The 18,631-nt window shown below is 61.1% G+C and carries 20 protein-coding genes and 2 riboswitches; of the genes, 17 read left to right on the top strand and 3 right to left on the bottom strand.

The window, feature by feature from the left end:
• The first annotated feature begins 6 nt into the window (after positions 1–6).
• Entirely contained in the window at positions 7–648 is a 642-nt protein-coding gene (gene pyrE, locus GZH91_RS00745; RefSeq protein ID WP_147069772.1) for an orotate phosphoribosyltransferase, read from the top strand.
• Between the two features lie 10 nt (positions 649–658).
• Entirely contained in the window at positions 659–1,264 is a 606-nt protein-coding gene (locus GZH91_RS00750) for a DUF4124 domain-containing protein (RefSeq protein WP_147069774.1), read from the top strand.
• A gap of 106 nt (positions 1,265–1,370) precedes the next feature.
• Here the strand turns inward: GZH91_RS00750 and GZH91_RS00755 are convergent, their stop codons facing one another.
• Positions 1,371–1,781 carry an FxsA family protein gene (locus tag GZH91_RS00755; protein WP_147069775.1) on the bottom strand — a complete coding sequence of 137 codons (411 nt, stop codon included), beginning with the start codon at positions 1,779–1,781 and terminating at the stop codon, positions 1,371–1,373.
• A gap of 22 nt (positions 1,782–1,803) precedes the next feature.
• Between GZH91_RS00755 and cutA the strand changes: the two genes are divergently transcribed.
• The 15 genes from cutA to GZH91_RS00830 all read left to right on the top strand — a co-directional run bounded on the left by cutA (position 1,804) and on the right by GZH91_RS00830 (position 16,469).
• The gene (cutA, locus tag GZH91_RS00760) at positions 1,804–2,127 is read left to right on the top strand and encodes a divalent-cation tolerance protein CutA (protein ID WP_147069777.1); all 324 of its coding nucleotides are present in this window, start codon (positions 1,804–1,806) and stop codon (positions 2,125–2,127) included.
• A gap of 102 nt (positions 2,128–2,229) precedes the next feature.
• Complete coding sequence (gene dsbD / locus GZH91_RS00765; RefSeq protein ID WP_147069779.1) at positions 2,230–4,524, top strand: protein-disulfide reductase DsbD; 2,295 nt, start codon at positions 2,230–2,232, stop codon at positions 4,522–4,524.
• A 3-nt stretch (positions 4,525–4,527) separates the two neighbouring features.
• A complete protein-coding gene (locus GZH91_RS00770; RefSeq protein WP_223264441.1) occupies positions 4,528–5,085 on the top strand; it encodes a TlpA family protein disulfide reductase in 558 nt (185 codons plus the stop codon).
• Positions 5,086–5,188: 103 nt separating this feature from the next.
• Positions 5,189–5,680, top strand: coding sequence for a type II 3-dehydroquinate dehydratase (gene aroQ, locus GZH91_RS00775; RefSeq protein ID WP_147069781.1), 492 nt, complete (start codon positions 5,189–5,191; stop codon positions 5,678–5,680).
• 2 nt (positions 5,681–5,682) lie between these two features.
• Positions 5,683–6,141, top strand: coding sequence for an acetyl-CoA carboxylase biotin carboxyl carrier protein (gene accB, locus GZH91_RS00780; protein WP_147069783.1), 459 nt, complete (start codon positions 5,683–5,685; stop codon positions 6,139–6,141).
• Positions 6,142–6,279: 138 nt separating this feature from the next.
• On the top strand, positions 6,280–7,632 hold the full coding sequence (gene accC / locus GZH91_RS00785; RefSeq protein ID WP_147069785.1) for an acetyl-CoA carboxylase biotin carboxylase subunit: 1,353 nt from the start codon (positions 6,280–6,282) through the stop codon (positions 7,630–7,632).
• Positions 7,633–7,638: 6 nt separating this feature from the next.
• Positions 7,639–8,529 carry a 50S ribosomal protein L11 methyltransferase gene (gene prmA, locus GZH91_RS00790; RefSeq protein WP_147069787.1) on the top strand — a complete coding sequence of 297 codons (891 nt, stop codon included), beginning with the start codon at positions 7,639–7,641 and terminating at the stop codon, positions 8,527–8,529.
• Positions 8,526–9,443: a DUF3426 domain-containing protein gene (locus GZH91_RS00795; RefSeq protein ID WP_147069789.1), complete on the top strand. Its 918-nt coding sequence runs from the start codon at positions 8,526–8,528 to the stop codon at positions 9,441–9,443. The genes prmA and GZH91_RS00795 overlap by 4 nt, the downstream gene beginning before the upstream one ends.
• 340 nt (positions 9,444–9,783) lie before the next feature.
• Positions 9,784–9,872: riboswitch (glycine riboswitch) on the top strand.
• Positions 9,873–9,986: riboswitch (glycine riboswitch) on the top strand.
• Positions 9,987–10,004: 18 nt separating this feature from the next.
• A complete protein-coding gene (lipA, locus tag GZH91_RS00800; protein ID WP_232522200.1) occupies positions 10,005–10,979 on the top strand; it encodes a lipoyl synthase in 975 nt (324 codons plus the stop codon).
• 64 nt (positions 10,980–11,043) lie between these two features.
• Entirely contained in the window at positions 11,044–12,117 is a 1,074-nt protein-coding gene (gene gcvT / locus GZH91_RS00805) for a glycine cleavage system aminomethyltransferase GcvT (RefSeq protein ID WP_147069793.1), read from the top strand.
• 28 nt (positions 12,118–12,145) lie between these two features.
• The gene (gene gcvH / locus GZH91_RS00810) at positions 12,146–12,535 is read left to right on the top strand and encodes a glycine cleavage system protein GcvH (RefSeq protein ID WP_147069795.1); all 390 of its coding nucleotides are present in this window, start codon (positions 12,146–12,148) and stop codon (positions 12,533–12,535) included.
• A gap of 21 nt (positions 12,536–12,556) precedes the next feature.
• Positions 12,557–13,936, top strand: coding sequence for an aminomethyl-transferring glycine dehydrogenase subunit GcvPA (gene gcvPA / locus GZH91_RS00815; protein ID WP_147069797.1), 1,380 nt, complete (start codon positions 12,557–12,559; stop codon positions 13,934–13,936).
• Between the two features lie 28 nt (positions 13,937–13,964).
• Positions 13,965–14,465, top strand: coding sequence for a thiol peroxidase (gene tpx, locus GZH91_RS00820; protein ID WP_147069799.1), 501 nt, complete (start codon positions 13,965–13,967; stop codon positions 14,463–14,465).
• 101 nt (positions 14,466–14,566) lie between these two features.
• On the top strand, positions 14,567–16,033 hold the full coding sequence (gene gcvPB / locus GZH91_RS00825; RefSeq protein WP_147069800.1) for an aminomethyl-transferring glycine dehydrogenase subunit GcvPB: 1,467 nt from the start codon (positions 14,567–14,569) through the stop codon (positions 16,031–16,033).
• 67 nt (positions 16,034–16,100) lie between these two features.
• Complete coding sequence (locus GZH91_RS00830) at positions 16,101–16,469, top strand: diacylglycerol kinase (protein WP_170227422.1); 369 nt, start codon at positions 16,101–16,103, stop codon at positions 16,467–16,469.
• Here the strand turns inward: GZH91_RS00830 and GZH91_RS00835 are convergent.
• On the bottom strand, positions 16,466–17,881 hold the full coding sequence (locus tag GZH91_RS00835) for a heavy metal sensor histidine kinase (RefSeq protein ID WP_147069804.1): 1,416 nt from the start codon (positions 17,879–17,881) through the stop codon (positions 16,466–16,468). The genes GZH91_RS00830 and GZH91_RS00835 overlap by 4 nt on opposite strands.
• Complete coding sequence (locus GZH91_RS00840) at positions 17,878–18,549, bottom strand: heavy metal response regulator transcription factor (RefSeq protein WP_147069806.1); 672 nt, start codon at positions 18,547–18,549, stop codon at positions 17,878–17,880. The genes GZH91_RS00835 and GZH91_RS00840 overlap by 4 nt, the downstream gene beginning before the upstream one ends.
• Between the last annotated feature and the right edge of the window lie 82 nt (positions 18,550–18,631).

Consider the following 18,631-nt stretch of genomic DNA (forward strand, 5'->3'; position numbering starts at 1 on the left):
CTAATCATGTCCGACTTCAGACAAGCATTTTTATCTTTCGCCATCGAGCAAAACGTGTTGTGCTTTGGCGAATTCAAGACCAAAGCCGGGCGCATCAGTCCGTATTTCTTCAACGCCGGGCTGTTTGCCGATGGCATGGCCTTGAAACAGCTGGGCGAATTTTACGCGAAAGCGATACGCGTTGCCGGAATCAAATTTGACGTGCTGTATGGCCCTGCCTACAAGGGCATCCCGCTGGCGGCAGCAACGGTCGTGGCGCTGGCCGCTCAGGGGCAGAAAGTGCCGTACAGTTTCAACCGCAAAGAAGCCAAGGACCACGGCGAGGGGGGCACCATCGTCGGTGCGCCGCTGCAGGGACGAGTGCTGATTATTGACGACGTGATCTCGGCCGGCACCTCGGTGCGCGAGTCGGTGGAACTGATTCTCGGCCACGGTGCCACTCCGGCTGGCGTGGTTATCGCGCTGGACCGCATGGAGCGCGGCCAGGGCGCCTTGTCGGCAGTGCAGGAGGTGGAAGCGCAATACGGCATGCCGGTATTCGCCATTGCCAGCCTTGCTGACCTGCTGGCGTATTTGCATGGCCATCCGAACATGGAACAGAATTTGCTCGCAGTTGCCCGTTACCGGGAAGTCTACGGTGTGACATAAGAGAATAAAAATGCGCGTTTTGTTCTGGGTAATGATCTTCGGATTGGCACTCCCCGCACAGGCCGCCCTGTATAAATGGGTGGATGTCCAGGGCCGCACGCATTATAGCGACACCCTGCCGCAACAGGCCACCGGGCGCGCCAATGTGGAACTTGACAAACAGGGCCTGACGGTCAGGCAAAACGCCGGCACCATGACGCCGGAGCAGCGCCAGCTGCACGCCGCCGAACAGGCGCGCCTGCAACAGGAATTACAAACCAAAACCGAGCAGAAACGGCGCGACACCGCATTGCTTAACACCTATACCACTCCCGCAGAGATAGATCTGGCGCGTGACCGCAACCTGGAACAGGCCAAACTGACCATCAACAGCAACCAGATCCAGCTGCGCCAGATACGTGCCCGTCAGGCACAGCTCGATCAGCAAATGGCAGTTAGCGCGCGCGACAAACGTCCGATACCGGCACACGTCACTGAGACGCGTGATGCCAACGCCCGCGAAATCGTCCGGCTGGAAGGCATCATTGCGCAAAAACGCAAGGAAATGACCGGCACGCGCGCCAAATTCGATGCGGATAAGGCGCGCTTTATCGAACTGACAGGCACCACTCGCTGATGACGGCGAGAACGGCGCCATTGAGGGTGGTATCAGCCATCTCGCCTTGTTTATGGTCTTTGCAGGGCGGGCGGTAACCGGGATGGGTAGGGCGGCACCGACCAGCTCAGCGTCCCAGCCGGTCATCATGCTCGCGCCGGTACTCGCCTTCGATCACGCCGGACGCGCCGCCTGTTTGCTGCCGTGAACGCCCGCCTATCAGGCGCAGTGGCAAGAGCAACACCAGCACGGCCAGCACGTCGCTGATTACCCCCGGGAAAATAAACAGCGCACCTGCAATCATGGTGCGGCCGCTGTCGATCAGCGCGCGCAACGGAGAACCGCCTGATTGCAGGGTCATGCTCATGCGCGCAAAAAACGCCAGGCGCTCACCCACGATCAACAGCCACCCTGCCAGCATGCCGCCCGCCAGCACAGCAATGATCCACCAGCCGATATAGTGGTATATCTGAACCAGGGTATAAATCTCCAGCGCAGGGAAACTCAACACTATAATCATGCCCAACAAGACGCGCATCGCGGAAATCCTCTAATTCAATATGGAAGCAATCGTTATTCTGACCAATCTGCCTGATCGCGACAGCGCGCAGCGCCTGGCAAAACAGCTGGTGGCAACAAAAATCGCCGCGTGTGTGAACATTATGGCACCCTGCGTGTCCACCTACCGGTGGCGGGGAACGGTCGAATCCGCAACCGAAGTGCCTGTCCTGATTAAAACCCGGCGATGCCATTATGACGCGGTTGAACGAGTCATCCGCGCATGCCATCCCTACGCGCTGCCTGAAATCATCGCTCTGCCCGTCGTGGCCGGCCTGGCCGATTATCTGGACTGGATCGCCACGGAAACAACCGACGGCGCATGAATGTCCAGATTAGGTCATTCCTGAAAATTTAAAGCGTGTATGCGGCAAGTTGAGAGTTAACAATATTATGTATGAATACCAGCCGTTTGGAGACTGAATTAGATGCGTATTTTTGCTTTTTTATTATTGTTTTTCACCAGCCTGCTGCAGGTGCACGCTGCGGATTTGCTGGAACCCGAGCAGGCGTTCAGATTCTCTGCACAGCAGGCCGACGCCAATACGCTGGAGGTACGCTACCAGATTGCGGATGGTTATTACATGTACCGCCAACGTTTCAAGTTCAGCCTGGATGGCGGCACGCTGGGCACGCCCCAGTTCCCTGCCGGGAAGATGCACGCGGATCCGACGTTTGGCCAGGTGGAAACCTACCGTAACGAAGTGCGCGTCAAGTTGCCTTTTACCCGTACCGGCAACGCTCAGAGCGTGACGCTCAAGGCAGTATCGCAAGGCTGCGCAGATGCGGGGGTGTGCTACACACCGATGGACAGCATGGCAACCATCAGACTCGCGGCTGCCGATCCGGCTTCATCCCAGCCGCCTGCCGGGCAGCCTGCAGGTATCTTGGCAGGCCTGCGCAATCTGGGCGACCAGATCACCGGCAACGCGCAACCTCAATTTCTGCCCCCGGACCAGGCCTTTAAATTGAGCCTGGGTGCTGTCAACGGCCAGACTCTGAAAGCCAGCTTCACTCTGGCTCCAGACTATTATCTATATAAGGACAAAATCCACTTCACGGTGAAATCGCCTGCCGGGGTAAGCGTGGCCAAAGTCGTACTGCCAGCAGGTGATATCGAACAGGATCCCAACTTTGGCCGCCTTGAGGTTTATCACCATAATTTCAGTGGCGACATCATCCTCAACCGCCCCGCCGGCAGTGCCGGCAAGGTCGTGGTGGAGGCAAGCTACCAGGGATGCAGTGAAAAAGGCGTGTGCTATCCGCCAATCAGCAAAACCTTTACCCTGACCCTGCCTGCGGCCACCGCAGCAGCATCGGCCAACTCGGCGGCGGCGAATCTGGAACCCATCATGCCGGCTGCGGCACCCTCGTCACCCGCAACTGCGGCCCCACCCGTTGCGACTGCCGCAGCACAGGCCCCGGTATCGGAATCGTCGCAAATCGAGCGCGTCCTCAAGGGCGGACATTTCTGGACCATCATTGCCACGTTTTTCGGCGCAGGACTGTTGCTGTCGTTGACCCCGTGCGTATTTCCGATGATCCCGATTCTGTCGGGCATCATCGCCGGGCAAAAACAGGTCACGCGCCTGTCCGGTTTCATGCTGTCACTCGCCTATGTACTGGGTATGGCCATTACCTATGCACTGGCCGGGGTGGCGGCGGCATTGTCCGGCACGCTGATTTCCAACGCCCTGCAGAACCCGATTGCGCTGTCCCTTGGTGCAGCCGTGTTCGTGCTGCTGGCACTGTCCATGTTCGGTTTTTTCGAGCTGCAGTTGCCCAGTTTCATACAGAGCAAATTTTCCGATGCCAGCAATAAGGTAAAGGGTGGCAATTTCATTGGGGTGTTTGTAATGGGGGCGCTGTCGGCACTGATTATCGGCCCGTGTGTCGCGCCACCCCTGGCTGCCGCACTGGCGTTCATCGCCCAGACCGGCAGCACGGTACTCGGTGGCTGGGCGCTGTTCGCGCTGGCCATCGGCATGGGCGTGCCGTTGTTGCTGGTCGGCATCTCCGCCGGCACGCTATTGCCGCGCGCCGGCGGCTGGATGAACGCAGTGAAGTATTTCTTCGGCGTACTCATGCTGGCTATCGCCATCTGGCTGATTACCCCGCTGATACCGGCCTGGATTCAAATGTTGCTGTGGGCAACGCTGCTCATCGCATCGGCCATGCACCTCAAGGCCGTTGAACCCCTCGCCGTCAACGCCTCCGGCTGGCAGCGCCTGTGGAAGGGGCTGGGCATAATCGCGCTGCTGGCAGGCGTTGCCCTCATTGTGGGCATGCTGGCGGGTGGGCGCGAGGTGCTGCAACCCCTGGCCGTATTCAAGGGCGGCGCGGGTGGAGCAAGTGCGGCACAAACCGAGTTGAAGTTTACCCGGGTCAGAAACCTGGCTGAACTCGACACCAGGATCAGCCAGTCAAACGGAAAATTCGTAGTGCTCGATTTTTACGCTGACTGGTGCGTGTCATGCAAGGAAATGGAACACGGCACTTTTTCCGACCCCAAAGTGCAGGCCGCGCTCAAGGATGCAGTGTTGCTGCAGGCGGATGTCACCAACAACACCGGTGACGACAAGGCCCTGCTCAAACGTTTCGGCCTGTTCGGCCCACCCGGGCTGATATTCTTTGATCGTAACGGCAAAGAAGTGGCTTACCGGGTGATCGGCTATCAGCCACCCGCACAATTCCTGAACAGTTTAGAGGCAGCCTTGCGCTGATCCATGATGAAAAAAAATCTGTCACTCATTCTGTTTGTGTTGATCGGCCTGCTGGCGCTGGGGGGGGGCTACTATGTGTACCAGCACAACCTGGCACAATCCGCTACAGCGCCGGCTGCCGCAGACGGCGCCGCCGCCGCAACGCTGTTCAAGGCCGGATTCAAGGATCTGGCCGGTATCCGCCAGCCGCTGTCAAGATGGCGCGGCAAGGTGTTGGTGGTCAATTTCTGGGCGACCTGGTGCCCACCGTGCCGCAAGGAGATCCCCGAATTTGTCAAACTGCAAACCAAATACGGCGCGCAGGGCTTGCAGTTTGTCGGCATAGCCATTGACGAGACAGCCAAGGTGCAAGCCTTCTCCGACCAGATGGGTATCAACTATCCGGTATTGGTGGGCGATCTTGATGCCGTTGCCTTGTCGCAGGCTACAGGCAACCGCCTGGGCGGTTTGCCTTACACCGTCATCGTGGATCGTTCCGGCAAAATCGTTGCCACCGAGCTGGGCGGATTGAGCACCGCCAAACTCGAAGCCGCACTCAAACCGCTGCTGGCAACACACTGACCTGAAATACGCCGCAATCTGGCGTCCCGCCAAAACATCCATTTGGCGGCATTTTCGTTAAACGTCTGGACAACTTCACCCAACTTGCGGCAAACTTGCGGCCATGAATTCCCAGCGCACACGCTCCGACCAGCCTGCACGCAAGGCTGAAACCCCGCATGTTCTGGTGCTGCACGGCCCGAATCTGAACCTGCTAGGGACACGCGAGCCCGAGCATTATGGCAGCGCTACCCTGGCCGATATCAATGCGCGCCTGGCTGCCCGCGCCAAGGCTGACAGAGTTATGCTGGAGTGCTGGCAGAGCAATAGCGAGGCGGCGTTGATTGAACGCATCCACGCCGCCTGGCAGCAGACCGACTTCATCATCATCAATCCGGCAGCGTTCACTCACACCAGCGTCGCACTGCGCGATGCGCTGGCTGCGGTGGCCATCCCTTTCATTGAAGTCCACCTGTCGAACGTGTTTGCCCGTGAAACTTTCCGCCATCATTCGTATTTCAGTGATCTGGCGGTGGGTGTCATCAGCGGGCTCGGCGCGCAAGGGTACGAACTGGCGCTCGAACACGCGCTCACTCAACTGACCATCAAGGCCTGAACATGGATCTGAGAAAACTGAAAAAACTGATCGACCTCGTGGAGGAATCCGGCATTGCCGAACTCGAAATCACCGAGGGTGAAGAAAAAGTCCGCATTACCCGCACTGCGCAGAATACCCAGCCCATCTACATGAGCAATATGCCGGGCTATGCGCCCGCTCCGGCTGCACCCGTGGCAAGTGCGCCTGTTGTAGCCGCCGCACCGGCTGCGCCTGCCGCACCCGAGGGGCACATCGTCAAGTCACCGATGGTCGGCACGTTCTACCGCTCTTCCAGCCCGGGGGCTAAAGTCTTCGTAGAAGTCGGGCAAAGCGTGGCTGCCGGCGATACCCTGTGCATCATCGAGGCGATGAAGCTGCTCAATGAAATCGAGGCCGACCAGGGCGGTATCATCAAAGCAATTCTGGTCGAGAACGGTCAGCCGGTGGAATACGGCGAGCCGATGTTTATTATTGGCTGAAAAAATTGGACGGGATCAGCAGGATTTTAAACAGCGTAAATACAGCTCAATAGCATCCGGCAGAACTGGTTCAAAAAAAATTCCTGTTCATCCTGTAGCAATCCTGTTCATCCTGTCCAATCATTTAACAGGCACTCCATGTTTGAAAAAATCCTCATCGCCAATCGTGGCGAAATCGCCCTGCGTATCCAGCGCGCCTGTCGCGAAATGGGTATCAAGACGGTCGCCGTCCACTCCGAGGCTGACGCCGACGCCAAGTACGTCAAGCTCGCCGACGAATCAGTGTGTATCGGCCCCGCTGCCTCGGCACTCAGTTACCTGAATGTGCCGGCGATTATCAGCGCGGCCGAACTCACCGATGCCGAAGCGATTCATCCCGGCTATGGTTTCCTGTCGGAAAATGCCGACTTTGCCGAGCGTGTGGAATCTTCCGGCTTCGTGTTCATCGGTCCGCGCCCGGAAACCATCCGTCTGATGGGCGACAAGGTCTCCGCCAAGGATGCCATGAAAGCCTCCGGCGTGCCGTGTGTACCCGGCTCTGACGGTGCGCTGCCGGACAATCCGGAAGAAATCATGCGTATCGCCAACCACGTGGGTTACCCGGTCATCATCAAGGCTGCGGGCGGCGGGGGCGGGCGCGGGATGCGCGTGGTACACAGCGACGGCGCGCTGCTCAACGCGGTGGCCATGACCCAGGCCGAGGCGCAGAGCGCCTTCGGCAACCCGGTAGTGTACATGGAGCGCTACCTGCAAAAACCGCGTCACATCGAAATCCAGGTGCTGGCCGACGAGCACGGCCACGCCGTCCACCTGGGCGAGCGCGACTGCTCGATGCAGCGCCGCCATCAAAAAATCCTCGAAGAAGCCCCCGCTCCCGGCCTGGACCGCAAACTGCGCGACAAAATCGGCGAGCGCTGTGCTGCCGCCTGCCGCAAGATCGGCTACCGCGGCGCGGGCACGTTTGAATTCCTCTACGAAGACGGCGAATTCTTCTTCATCGAGATGAACACCCGCGTGCAGGTCGAGCACCCGGTCACCGAGCTGATTACCGGCGTGGATATCGTGCAGGAACAAATCCGCATCGCTGCCGGCGAAGAACTGCGCTTCAAGCAAAAGGACATCGAGTTCCGCGGCCACGCCATCGAGTGCCGCATCAATGCCGAGCATCCCTACACCTTTGTGCCTTCGCCGGGGCGCCTGACCGCGTATCACGTGCCCGGCGGCCCTGGCATCCGGGTGGATTCGCATGTGTACCAGAACTACTTCGTGCCGCCGCATTACGATTCCATGATCGGCAAACTGCTGGCGCACGGCGCCACGCGCGAGCAGGCCATCGCACGGATGCGCACGGCACTGATGGAAATGATCGTGGAAGGTATCCACACCAACATCCCGCTGCACCAGGATTTGATGTACGACGCTGCCTTCGTCGAGGGCGGCACCAGCATCCACTATCTCGAGCAAAAGCTCGCCAAGCCGTCCAATACTTAGGCGCTTATGTCCTGGCAATCCGTCACCCTGGCCGCCACCGCAGACGAGGCAGAACGTTTGTCCGATGCGCTGATGGAAGCGGGGGCGCTGTCGGTGAGCATTGAAGACGCCGCAGCCGGCACCGCTGCAGAAGCCCCGATTTTCGGTGAACCGGGGATGCCGGCGGATGAGTTGTGGCGCGACAACAAAGTGCTCGCCCTGTTTGCGCAAACTGCCGATGTAACGGCAATACTGACCGAAGCCGCACAGGCTGCCGGCTTTACTGTTCCGGCATACCGCATCGAGCGCGTCGCCGAACAGGACTGGGTGCGCCTCACCCAGGCCGAGTTCGACCCGATCCGCATTTCTGAACGATTGTGGGTCATTCCCAGCTGGCACGCGGCCCCCGACGGCGCCGCCATTAACCTCAAGCTCGACCCCGGCCTGGCGTTCGGCACCGGCTCCCACCCCACCACGCGCCTGTGCCTGCAATGGCTGGACAGCCATATCGCGGGCGGCGAGCGCGTGCTCGATTACGGTTGCGGTTCCGGCATTCTGGCCATCGCCGCGCTGAAGTTTGGCGCCGGCTGCGCATGCGGTGTGGACATTGACCCGCAAGCGGTCACCACCGCGCAGGACAACGCGCGCAACAACGCAGTGCAGGCGGATTTCTACCTGCCCGACGCCACCCCGACAGCGCCTGTCGATATTGTGATCGCCAACATCCTCACCAACCCATTGCTGGCACTCGCCCCCCTGCTCGCAAGCGCTTGCCGGCATGACGGGCGCATCGTGCTGTCCGGCATCCTGGTCGAGCAGGTGGATAAGGTCATTGCCGCTTACGCCAGCTGGTTCGATATCAGCCTGTGGCACGCGGAGGATGGCTGGGCCTGTCTGGCCGGCACAAAACGACCGTGAGCCTGCTCACCACCTGCCCGCACTGCCATACCGTGTTTCGCGTCACTGCGGAGCTCCTGGCAGCGCGCGACGGACAGGTGCGCTGCGGGATATGCAGCAGCGTATTCGACGCGCGCGCGCACCTGACGCCGGAAGCGGATCAAGTCGGCCAAACCGGCATGCCGCATGACGCGGCCGTCGAGCCGGATACCTCAAGCGTGGAGGAGTTCACCGCTGCAGCCGAGGAGCCCCTGCAAGCAGCTGATATCAGCGCACCCGAAGCAGTCGCGCCGGCAAGCCTGGCAGAGGAGATAGCCGCGCCCGCCGAGGAATCCTCCGTCGAGGAATCCGTTGTGGAACCCATAACGGAACCCGCCATAGCCGAGACGGAATCTGCTCATCCACCCCCGGCCCCAACCTCCCCAACAGGTGCTACGGCCCTGGCACGGCGCAAACGTATCCGTACCCTGCTGCTCGGCACCGGCAGTGCCCTGCTCGGACTGTTGCTGGCAGTGCAGCTGGTCTACTTTCTGCGCACCCCGATCGCGGCGCGAATACCTGCCGTCAAACCCTGGCTGGTCGCCGCCTGTAGCGCCCTCGATTGCAGCGTGCCGCTGCCGCGTGACGCCGATGCCATCAAGATTTCCAGCTCCGACCTGCTATCCGATCCGGCGCATCCGGCGCGCATCCAGGTCAGTTTGCTGATCGCCAATGAGGCGGGTTATGCCGAAGCCTATCCGCATATCGAACTCACCCTCACCGACACCCACGATGCCCCGCTGGCACGGCGCATTTTTGCGCCTGCCGAATATCTCAAGGTTCCTGCCAAAGCCGCCGCAGGCATCAGGCCGGGCAGCGAGGCGAGCGTCGACCTGCTGCTCGACATCGGCAACCTGCCCGCAACAGGTTACCGGGTGCTGGTGTTTTATCCATGATTGTCGCGTGACCGCAGGCAGCGCACGGGACGAGATAAGCCGCGTAGGACGTCAATATGCAACGCGCATTGCGCCGGATGGCGACTTAAAACAAAACATCTGGATGAATTAACGCAGCTGGCGAACCCGTGTGAACACGAGAAAAAGGAAGAAAGCTAACAGCGGGCTACGCAGGCTGATTGGGCGTTGCCGGGGCAATGCGCGCCGGCGGCACCAACAGCCCGAATCAGTCACCATTGATCGCGCGAATACGCGTTAACATAATAATGTGTTGCAGGTGGAATTATAGACTGGTTGATTGTCTGAATCCTGTCGCATGAGGTATAGTGCGCCCTTGTCCGCAGTCATTGCGGGAGAGTGCGCGCCCGACGCGCCGCCGAAGGCGTAATTCACCCAGAACCGCTCAGGCTCCCGAACCGCAGTGAAAGCACGGACATCTCTGGAGAGCGGCGCGCCGCAATACTCGGCCAGCGCCCACCGAAGGGGCACACGGTGTTTTACTCACGCCGTAATCTCTCAGGTAGACAGGACAGGGGGGTGACGATTGAATCCGCGCTTTGAATGCGCGCAGTCGTCACCCCTTTTTTATTTGCCGAGCCCATGACACCAGACACCCTCACCATCCTGCCTGCACGCATTCCGAATGCCGCGCGCATGCCGATCTGGATCCGCCAGAACCTCGGCAACGATGCGCTCTACGGCAAAACCGGCGAAGCGGTGCATGGCAACCGCCTGCATACCGTTTGCGAGGAAGCGCGCTGCCCGAATCGGGGCGAATGCTGGAGCCGCGGCACCGCCACCTTCATGCTGCTGGGTGATACCTGTACCCGCGCCTGCGGCTTTTGCTCGGTGAAAACCGGCAAACCCGCCTGGTTTGACGCCGACGAGCCGCGCCGCGTGGCGGAGGCGGTGATGGCGTTGCGTCTGCAATACATCGTGCTCACCTCGGTCAACCGCGATGACCTGCCCGATGGCGGCGTGGGGATTTTTGCCGAAACCTTGCAGCAACTGCGCGGGCGCGATGCGCAGATCGGCGTGGAATACCTGACCCCGGATTTCCGTGCCTGCCAGGATGCGGCTGTCGCCACCATCACCGGCACGTTGGCGAGCCTGCCTGAAGGCGCCCGCCGCGACCTGGTGTGGGGGCACAACGTGGAAACCGTGCCACGCCTGTATAAAACGGCGCGCAAGGGTTCCCAATACGCGCGCTCGCTCACCCTGCTGGACAAGGCCGCGCAGCAACCCGGCGTGGAAGCCAAATCCGCGCTGATGCTGGGGCTGGGCGAAACCCGCGCGGAAGTGCTGGCAGTGCTGCGGGATTTACGCGCCGCCGGCGTGTCGCGGGTGTCGCTGGGGCAATATCTGCGCCCGTCGCTGGACAATCTGCCGGTAGCGGAATACATCCATCCGGATGTGTTCGCCGAATATGAAAACGACGCGCGCGCGCTGGGCTTCGCCTGGGTCAAGGCCGGCCCCCTGGTGCGCAGCAGTTATTACGCCGAGGAAATTCAGGCACAAACAATTGGGCAGGATTAACAGGATTAGGCGGATTTGATTTTTCCTGTTAATCCTGTCCCTCCGATTTTAACGAGAGATAATCATGCTTAAACAAACCCCGCTCAGCGCCGCGCACCGTGCCATGGGCGCCAAGATGGTGGATTTCGGCGGCTGGGACATGCCGGTCAGCTACGGCTCGCAGATTGACGAACACCACCAGGTGCGCAGCGACGCCGGCATGTTCGACGTCTGCCACATGCTGGTGGTGGACGTGAACGGCGCCGATGTGCGCGGCTTCCTGCGTAACCTGGTCGCCAACAACGTGGACAAGCTCAAGGTGCCGGGCAAGGCGTTGTACTCGTGCATGCTGAATCCGCAAGGCGGCGTGATTGACGACCTCATCATTTATTTCATGACGGAAGACTGGTTCCGCATCGTGGTCAACGCCGGCACCGCGGAAAAGGACGTGGCGTGGATGCAAAAACAGGCGCAAGGGCGCGGTCTCACCATCACGCCGCGCCGCGACCTCGCCATGATCGCGGTGCAGGGGCCCAATGCCCGCGCCCGCGTGTGGATGGCGATACCCGGTGCGCAAGCCGTGACCGAGGCGGTGAAACCATTTAATGCGGTTGAATTCCAGCAATACTTCATCGCCCGCACCGGCTATACCGGCGAGGATGGCTTCGAGGTGATCCTGCCGGCGGCCGAGGCGCAGGCTTTCTGGCACCTGCTCGCCACACTGGGTGTGAAGCCGATTGGCCTGGGAGCGCGCGACACGCTGCGCCTGGAAGCGGGCATGAATCTGTACGGTCAGGACATGGACGAAACCACCAGCCCGCTGGAATCGGGCCTGGCGTGGACGGTTGACCTGCACAGCGGGCGCGATTTCATCGGCAAGGCCGCGCTGCAAGCGCGCGACATCAATCACCAGCTGGTCGGCCTGGTGCTGCTGGATAAAGGCGTGCTGCGCGCGCACCAGCCCGTCCATACCAAACATGGCGTCGGCGAAATCACCAGCGGCACCTTCTCGCCCACCCTGCAGCAATCCATCGCGCTGGCGCGTATCCCGCTGGGCATCGCGCCGGGTGCGGAAGTGGAAGTGGAAATCCGCGACAGGAAACGCAAGGCGAAGGTAGTCAGCTACCCCTTCGCCCGCAACGGCAAGGCTTTGGTTTAAAAATTCGATACTTCTCCAGGAGAACACAATGAGCATCCCCGCCGACCTGAAATACACCAAGTCCCACGAGTGGGCCAAACTCAATGCCGATGGCACGGTAACTGTCGGTATTACCCACCACGCCCAGGATTTGCTGGGCGACATGGTATTTGTGGAAACGCCTGCGGTAGGCCGCAAACTCAATGCCGGTGAAGAATGCGCGGTGGTGGAATCGGTGAAGGCCGCGTCCGACGTGTATGCGCCCATCGCCGGTGAAGTGGTTGCCGCCAACGCCGCCGTCGAAGCTGCCCCTGAAGCGATCAACAAAGACGCCCACGCTGCCTGGATGTTCACCCTCAAGCCGGACAATGCCGCCGACCTCGACAGCCTGCTCGACGCCGCCGCCTATCAGGCACTGGTGGAATCCGAAGCGCATTAAACTGAATCAACAGGACACGTCATGCCCTTCATCCCGCACACCGAAAACGACATCCAGGCCATGCTGGCCAAGATCGGCGCGCCTTCCATCGACGCGCTGTTCGACGAAATTCCTGCGGCGCTGCGCAGCGGCAAGCTCACCAAGGTGCCCGCCGCGCTGAACGAGATGGAAGTCAGCCGCCTGATGCAGGAACGCGCCGAAACCGACGGCCGCTATCTCAACTTCATCGGCGCCGGTGCCTACGAGCATCATATTCCGGCGGCAGTGTGGCAGATCGCCACGCGCGGCGAGTTCTATTCCGCGTACACGCCGTACCAGGCGGAAGCCTCGCAGGGCACGCTGCAACTGATCTACGAATACCAGACCATGATGGCCTCGTTGACCGGGCTGGACGTGTCCAACGCCTCGCTCTACGACGGTGGTTCCGGCCTGGCGGAAGCGGTGCTGATGGCGGTGCGCGCGCACAAGGGCGCCGCGCGCGTGCTGATGCCCAGGACCGTCTCTCCGCTGTATCGGGCCGTGGTGCGCGGCATCGTCAAAAACCAGCACATCGAAATCATCGAGCTGGGCTACGACCCGGCCACCGGCGCCACCCCTGTTCCGACTGCGGATATGGGTGACTTCGCCGCGCTGGTGGTGCCGCAGCCCAATTTCTTTGGCGCGCTGGAAGACGTGGATGCGCTCACCGACTGGGCGCACGCACAGGGCGGACGTGTCATTGCGCTGGTCAACCCGACTTCGCTGGCGTTACTGAAAGCGCCCGGTCAATGGGGCACAAAAGGCGCTGACATTGCGGTAGGCGAAGGCCAGCCATTGGGTGCGCCGCTGTCCAGCGGCGGCCCCTATTACGGCTTCATGACCTGCAAACAGGAACTGGTGCGGCAGATGCCCGGCCGCATCGTCGGCCGCACCGTGGACCTGGACGGCAAACAGGGCTTTGCGCTGACCCTGCAGGCGCGCGAACAGCACATCCGTCGCTCCAAGGCCACCTCCAATATCTGTACCAATCAGGGCCTGGTGGTCACCGCCTCCACCATTTACATGAGCCTGCTGGGCCCGGATGGATTGAAGCGGGTCGCCGCTGCCAGCCACGCCAATACCCGCGTCCTGCTGGAAAAGCTGACCGCCATTGCCGGCGTGAAGCGCGTTTTCAGCGCGCACTGCTTCCACGAAGCGGTGATCCGCATCGACGCGCCCGCGGGTGAAGTGCTGCGCGCATTGCAGGCGCAAGGCATCCTGGGCGGCTATGATTTGAGTGGACACTACCCTGAGCTCGGCAACGCCATCCTGGTTTGCGCCACCGAAACCAAAACCGCCGCCGACCTCGATCTATACGCGCAACAGTTGGCGCGCATACTGTCCAAGCGACGCGAAGGCCCACCCTGCGCGTATAAATCCTGATTTATCACCCCACCAAGGAGACACGACCATGAGTACAGTAACCCTAGGCGGCACCCCCATCCAAGTGGCAGGCAACTTCCCCAAAACAGGTGATACCGCCCCTGATTTCAGGCTAGTGAACAAGGATCTGGCAGACGTCTCGCTGGCCGATTTCGCCGGCAAGCGCAAGATACTCAACATTGTGCCCAGCCTGGACACCCCGGTCTGCGCCCAGTCCACCCGACGCTTCAACGAAGCCGCCTCAGGCATGCACAACGCTGTGGTACTCGTCATCTCGGCCGACCTGCCGTTTGGCCAGGACCGCTTTTGCAGTACCGCCGGGCTGGACAATGTGGTTACCCTATCCACCATGCGCGGTACCGATTTCATGCAGGCCTACGGCGTGAAAATCAGCGATGGCCCGCTGGCTGGCGTCACCGCCCGCGCTGTTGTGGTACTGGATGAATCGAACCAGGTTATCCACGCCCAGCTGGTGCCGGAAATCAAGGACGAACCCGACTACGACGCTGCTTTGGCGGTGTTGCAATAAAACCACTTAGCCACAGAAAACACAGAGGACCCGGAGGAAAATCCCTGCATTCTCTGTGGCGCACGCGGCTTTTTTATCAAGTACAAAATTAGGCTGGACCCATGCTGATATTCGAACACTCCCGCCCGGGCCGTGCCGCCCACGCGCAGATGCCGGAACACGTCGCCGACGTGAGCGATTTACCCGCTCACCTGTTGCGCGAAGATACGCCCAGGCTACCCGAAGCCTCGGAGATGGATGTGGTGCGCCATTACACGCGCCTGTCGCAGAAAAACTTCTCGATTGACACCCAGTTCTACCCGCTGGGTTCATGCACCATGAAGTACAATCCGCGCGCCTGCAACTCGCTGGCGATGCTGCCGCAGTTTTTGGCGCGTCACCCGCATGCCCCGGCAGAAACCGGACAGGGTTTTCTGGCCTGCATGTATGAACTGCAGGAAATGCTGAAAGACGTCACCGGCATGGCCGGGGTGTCGATGGCACCGATGGCCGGCGCGCAGGGGGAATTCGCCGGGGTGGCGATGATCCGCGCCTACCACGATGCGCGCAACGACCACGCCCGCCGCGAGATCATCGTCCCCAACGCCGCGCACGGCACCAACCCGGCCACCGCTGTTATGTGCGGTTATACAGTACGTGAAATTCCCACCGACCGCGAAGGCGACGTCGACCTGGAGGCGCTGCGCGCCGCTGTCGGCCCGCACACCGCCGGACTGATGCTCACCAACCCCTCCACCCTGGGTGTGTTCGAGAAACAGATCCAGGACATCCAGAAAATCGTGCACGACGCAGGCGGCCTGCTGTATTACGACGGCGCCAACCTCAACGCCATTCTGGGGCGCGTCAAACCCGGCGACATGGGCTTCGACGTAATCCACATGAACCTGCACAAGACCTTCTCCACCCCGCACGGCGGCGGTGGCCCCGGCGCCGGCCCGGTGGGTGTCGCCGAGCGCCTGCTGCCGTTCCTGCCAGTGCCGGTTGTCGCTCATGACAGGGGTGCCTACCGCCTGCTGGTGGAAGCCGACATCCCGCAATCCATCGGCCGCATGAGCGCCAACAACGGCAATGCCGGCGTGCTGCTGCGCGCCTACATCTACGCGCGCATGCTGGGCGCGGAAGGCATGCACCGCGTGGCGGAATTCGCCACGCTCAACGCCAACTACCTGCTGGCAGAGCTGAAAAAAGCCGGGTTCGACATTGCTTTTCCCACACGCCGCGCCAGTCACGAGTTCATCGTCACCCTGAAAAAACTCAAGGACGAAACCGGCGTGACCGCAATGGACTTCGCCAAGCGCCTGCTCGACTATGGCTACCATGCCCCCACCATCTATTTCCCGTTGCTGGTGCCGGAGTGCCTGCTGATCGAGCCGACCGAAACCGAATCCAGGGAAACCCTGGATGGTTTCATCGAGGCCATGAAAACCATCCTGGCAGAAGCGCGCCGCAATCCCGAGCTGGTCAAGGGCGCGCCCTATACCCAGCCGGTACGGCGCCTCGATGACGTCAAAGCCGCACGCGAGCTGGATTTGACCTGGAAAAAGCAGATCCGTCACACCTCCGGGTAACGCGGGCACGGTAGCACAGTGCCTGCGTTTTAATTAGGCTATGGGTTTATACCAAGACAGGGCCGATATGCAAGAATCCCCATTCAAAGGCAAAACCGGCGTCAAGCGCGTCTTCAATGCCTTCTTTTATTCGCTCGACGGCCTCAAGGCCGCTCTCAAACACGAAGACGCATTCCGTCAGGAAGCACTCCTGGCAATCATCCTCATCCCGCTTGCGCTCTACCTGGAACCCGGGACCATTGGCCGTGCGCTGATGATCGCCCCGGTGCTGCTGGTGCTCATCGTCGAACTGCTGAATTCGGCCGTAGAAGCCGCGGTAGACCGCATTTCCATGGAAAACCACCACCTCATCAAGCGCGCCAAGGACATGGGCAGTGCGGCGGTACTGGTTGCCTTGATCAATGTGGCAGTCATCTGGTTGATTGTATTGGTTTAGGAACCGGCTGCCGGAAACGTCAATGCAAACAGTGTCTCCCCATTCTTCCCGCTTTCCACGCGCACCGCGCCGCCGTGCAACACCATCACCGCCTTGACGATGGCCAGCCCCAGCCCGGAGGCAGCCCCGGAACCCGCACGGGCGCTGTCCACCCGATAGAAACGGTCAAATAAACGGCCCAGGTGCTCGGGCGCAATGCCTGCGCCGCGATTGGCGACCTCAATACCATATCCTCCCCCTGTACGGGATTGAGCCGTGACCCGGATCGTCGCGCCGCGCGGGGTGTAACGTATGGCGTTGGCGATCAGGTTGCTCAAGGCCCGGTTGAGCAGCACCGGATCGGCGTTGAGCGTGCCCGCGGCGTTCACCGCCAGCGTCACCCCCGCCTCTTCCGCCACGCCTTCGAAATATTCCGCGATACGGTCAAGTTCGCGCCCCATGTCCAGGTCTTCCCGGCGCAGCGCGATCTGCGCATTGTCGGCCCGCGCCAGGAACAGCATGCTCTCCGCCATGCGCGCCAGCCGCTCGTATTCCTCGATATTGGAGGCCAGCAGCGCCTGGTATTCCTCCACGGAACGGGGGCGCGCCAGAATCACCTGGCTCTCCACCATTAAATTGCTGATCGGCGTACGCAGGTCGTGGGCAAGATCGGCGGAAAACTGACTCAGCCGCTCGTAGCCTTCCTGCAGGCGATCCAGCATGTGATTGAAGGCGCGGGCCAGCTCGGCGATTTCTGCCGGTGCCTTGGCGATATCGAGACGCTTATCCAGCTGGCTCGGGGTAATGCTGCCTGCCGCAGCGGTGACCCGGCCCAGCGGCGCCAGACCGCGTCGCGCCACGGCGAAGCCGAGCAGGGCCATGGCCGCCACGCCGGCACATAGCGCGATCAGCAGTCTGGTTCGGTAGTTCTGCAGTAACGCCATCCGCTCCGGGCTTTCCCGCGCCAGCACCACCAGCACGCGGGGGCCCGCCCCATTCACTCCCAGGCGGCCCCATGCCGCCAACAGACGCCCATGCCCGCCATCGCTCATGCGCCAGTCGTGTATCGCGTCTGCCGTAGGCATATCTGCCGCAGGAACGGCCGCAGGCAGGGGCATGCCCGGCACCGCGCCCACGGCCACTACCACCCGGCCGTCCTTATCCAGAATATGCAGGCGTAGCCCCTCAGTGCCAATGGCTACATCATGGAAACGGTGGGGATTGGCACGGATAGTGGCCGTATCGGGCACTTCCGATAACAGGTGGCGCAACTGCTGCAGTTTGCCGATCAGTTCAGCGTCGTTGCGGATTTCCAGTTGCCGGGCCAGCGCCTGATACAGATAGAAACCGGTGGCGGCAAATACCAGGGCGGTTACCCCGGCAAACAGCAAGCTCAGCCGCTGGGTCAGGGAAATGCCGCGCCACAACGTCACGGCCGGGCTTCCAGCACGTAGCCCATGCCGCGCAAGGTGTGGATCAGTTTGTGCGGATAGGGGTCGTCCACCTTGGCACGCAGCCGCCGTATCGCCACATCGACCACATTGGTGTCGCTGTCGAAATTCATGTCCCACACCTGGGAGGCGATCAGCGAACGCGACAGCACCTCCCCCTGCCGCTCCATCAGCAGTTGCAGCAGCAGAAATTCCTTGGCGGTGAGATCGACGCGCTGGCCGCCCCGGTTCACACGGCGCTTGATGCGATCCAGTTCCAGGTCGGCCACATGCAGCGTCTGCGGCACCTGCCGTATTCCGCGCCGCAGCAGGCTGCGGATGCGCGCCAGCAGTTCGGCGAAGGCAAACGGCTTGGGCAGGTAATCGTCGGCGCCCAGTTCCAGCCCCCTTACCCGGTCTTCCACTGTGTCGCGCGCGCTCAGGAACAGCACCGGCACCGGTTTCGTCTTGCGGATGCTTTGCAGTACCTGCCAGCCATCCCTGCCTGGCAGCATCACGTCCAGCACAATGAGGTCATACTCATCGGACAGCGCCAACAATTCGCCCTCCGTCCCGGTGCGGGCCAAGTCCACGGCAAAACCGGACTCGGTGAGGCCTTTGCGCAGGTAATCGCCGGTTTTGGGTTCGTCCTCCACCACCAGAATCTTCATTGCACTCCCCCAATTATCCTGTTGATTATGCCCTCTGGCGCATGAATGCGACATTACAAAAATTTAATCAAGCTGTCAGGCT

It is taken from the genome of Sulfuriferula plumbiphila, assembly GCF_009938015.1.
In the GTDB taxonomy this organism is placed as follows: domain Bacteria; phylum Pseudomonadota; class Gammaproteobacteria; order Burkholderiales; family Sulfuriferulaceae; genus Sulfuriferula; species Sulfuriferula plumbiphila.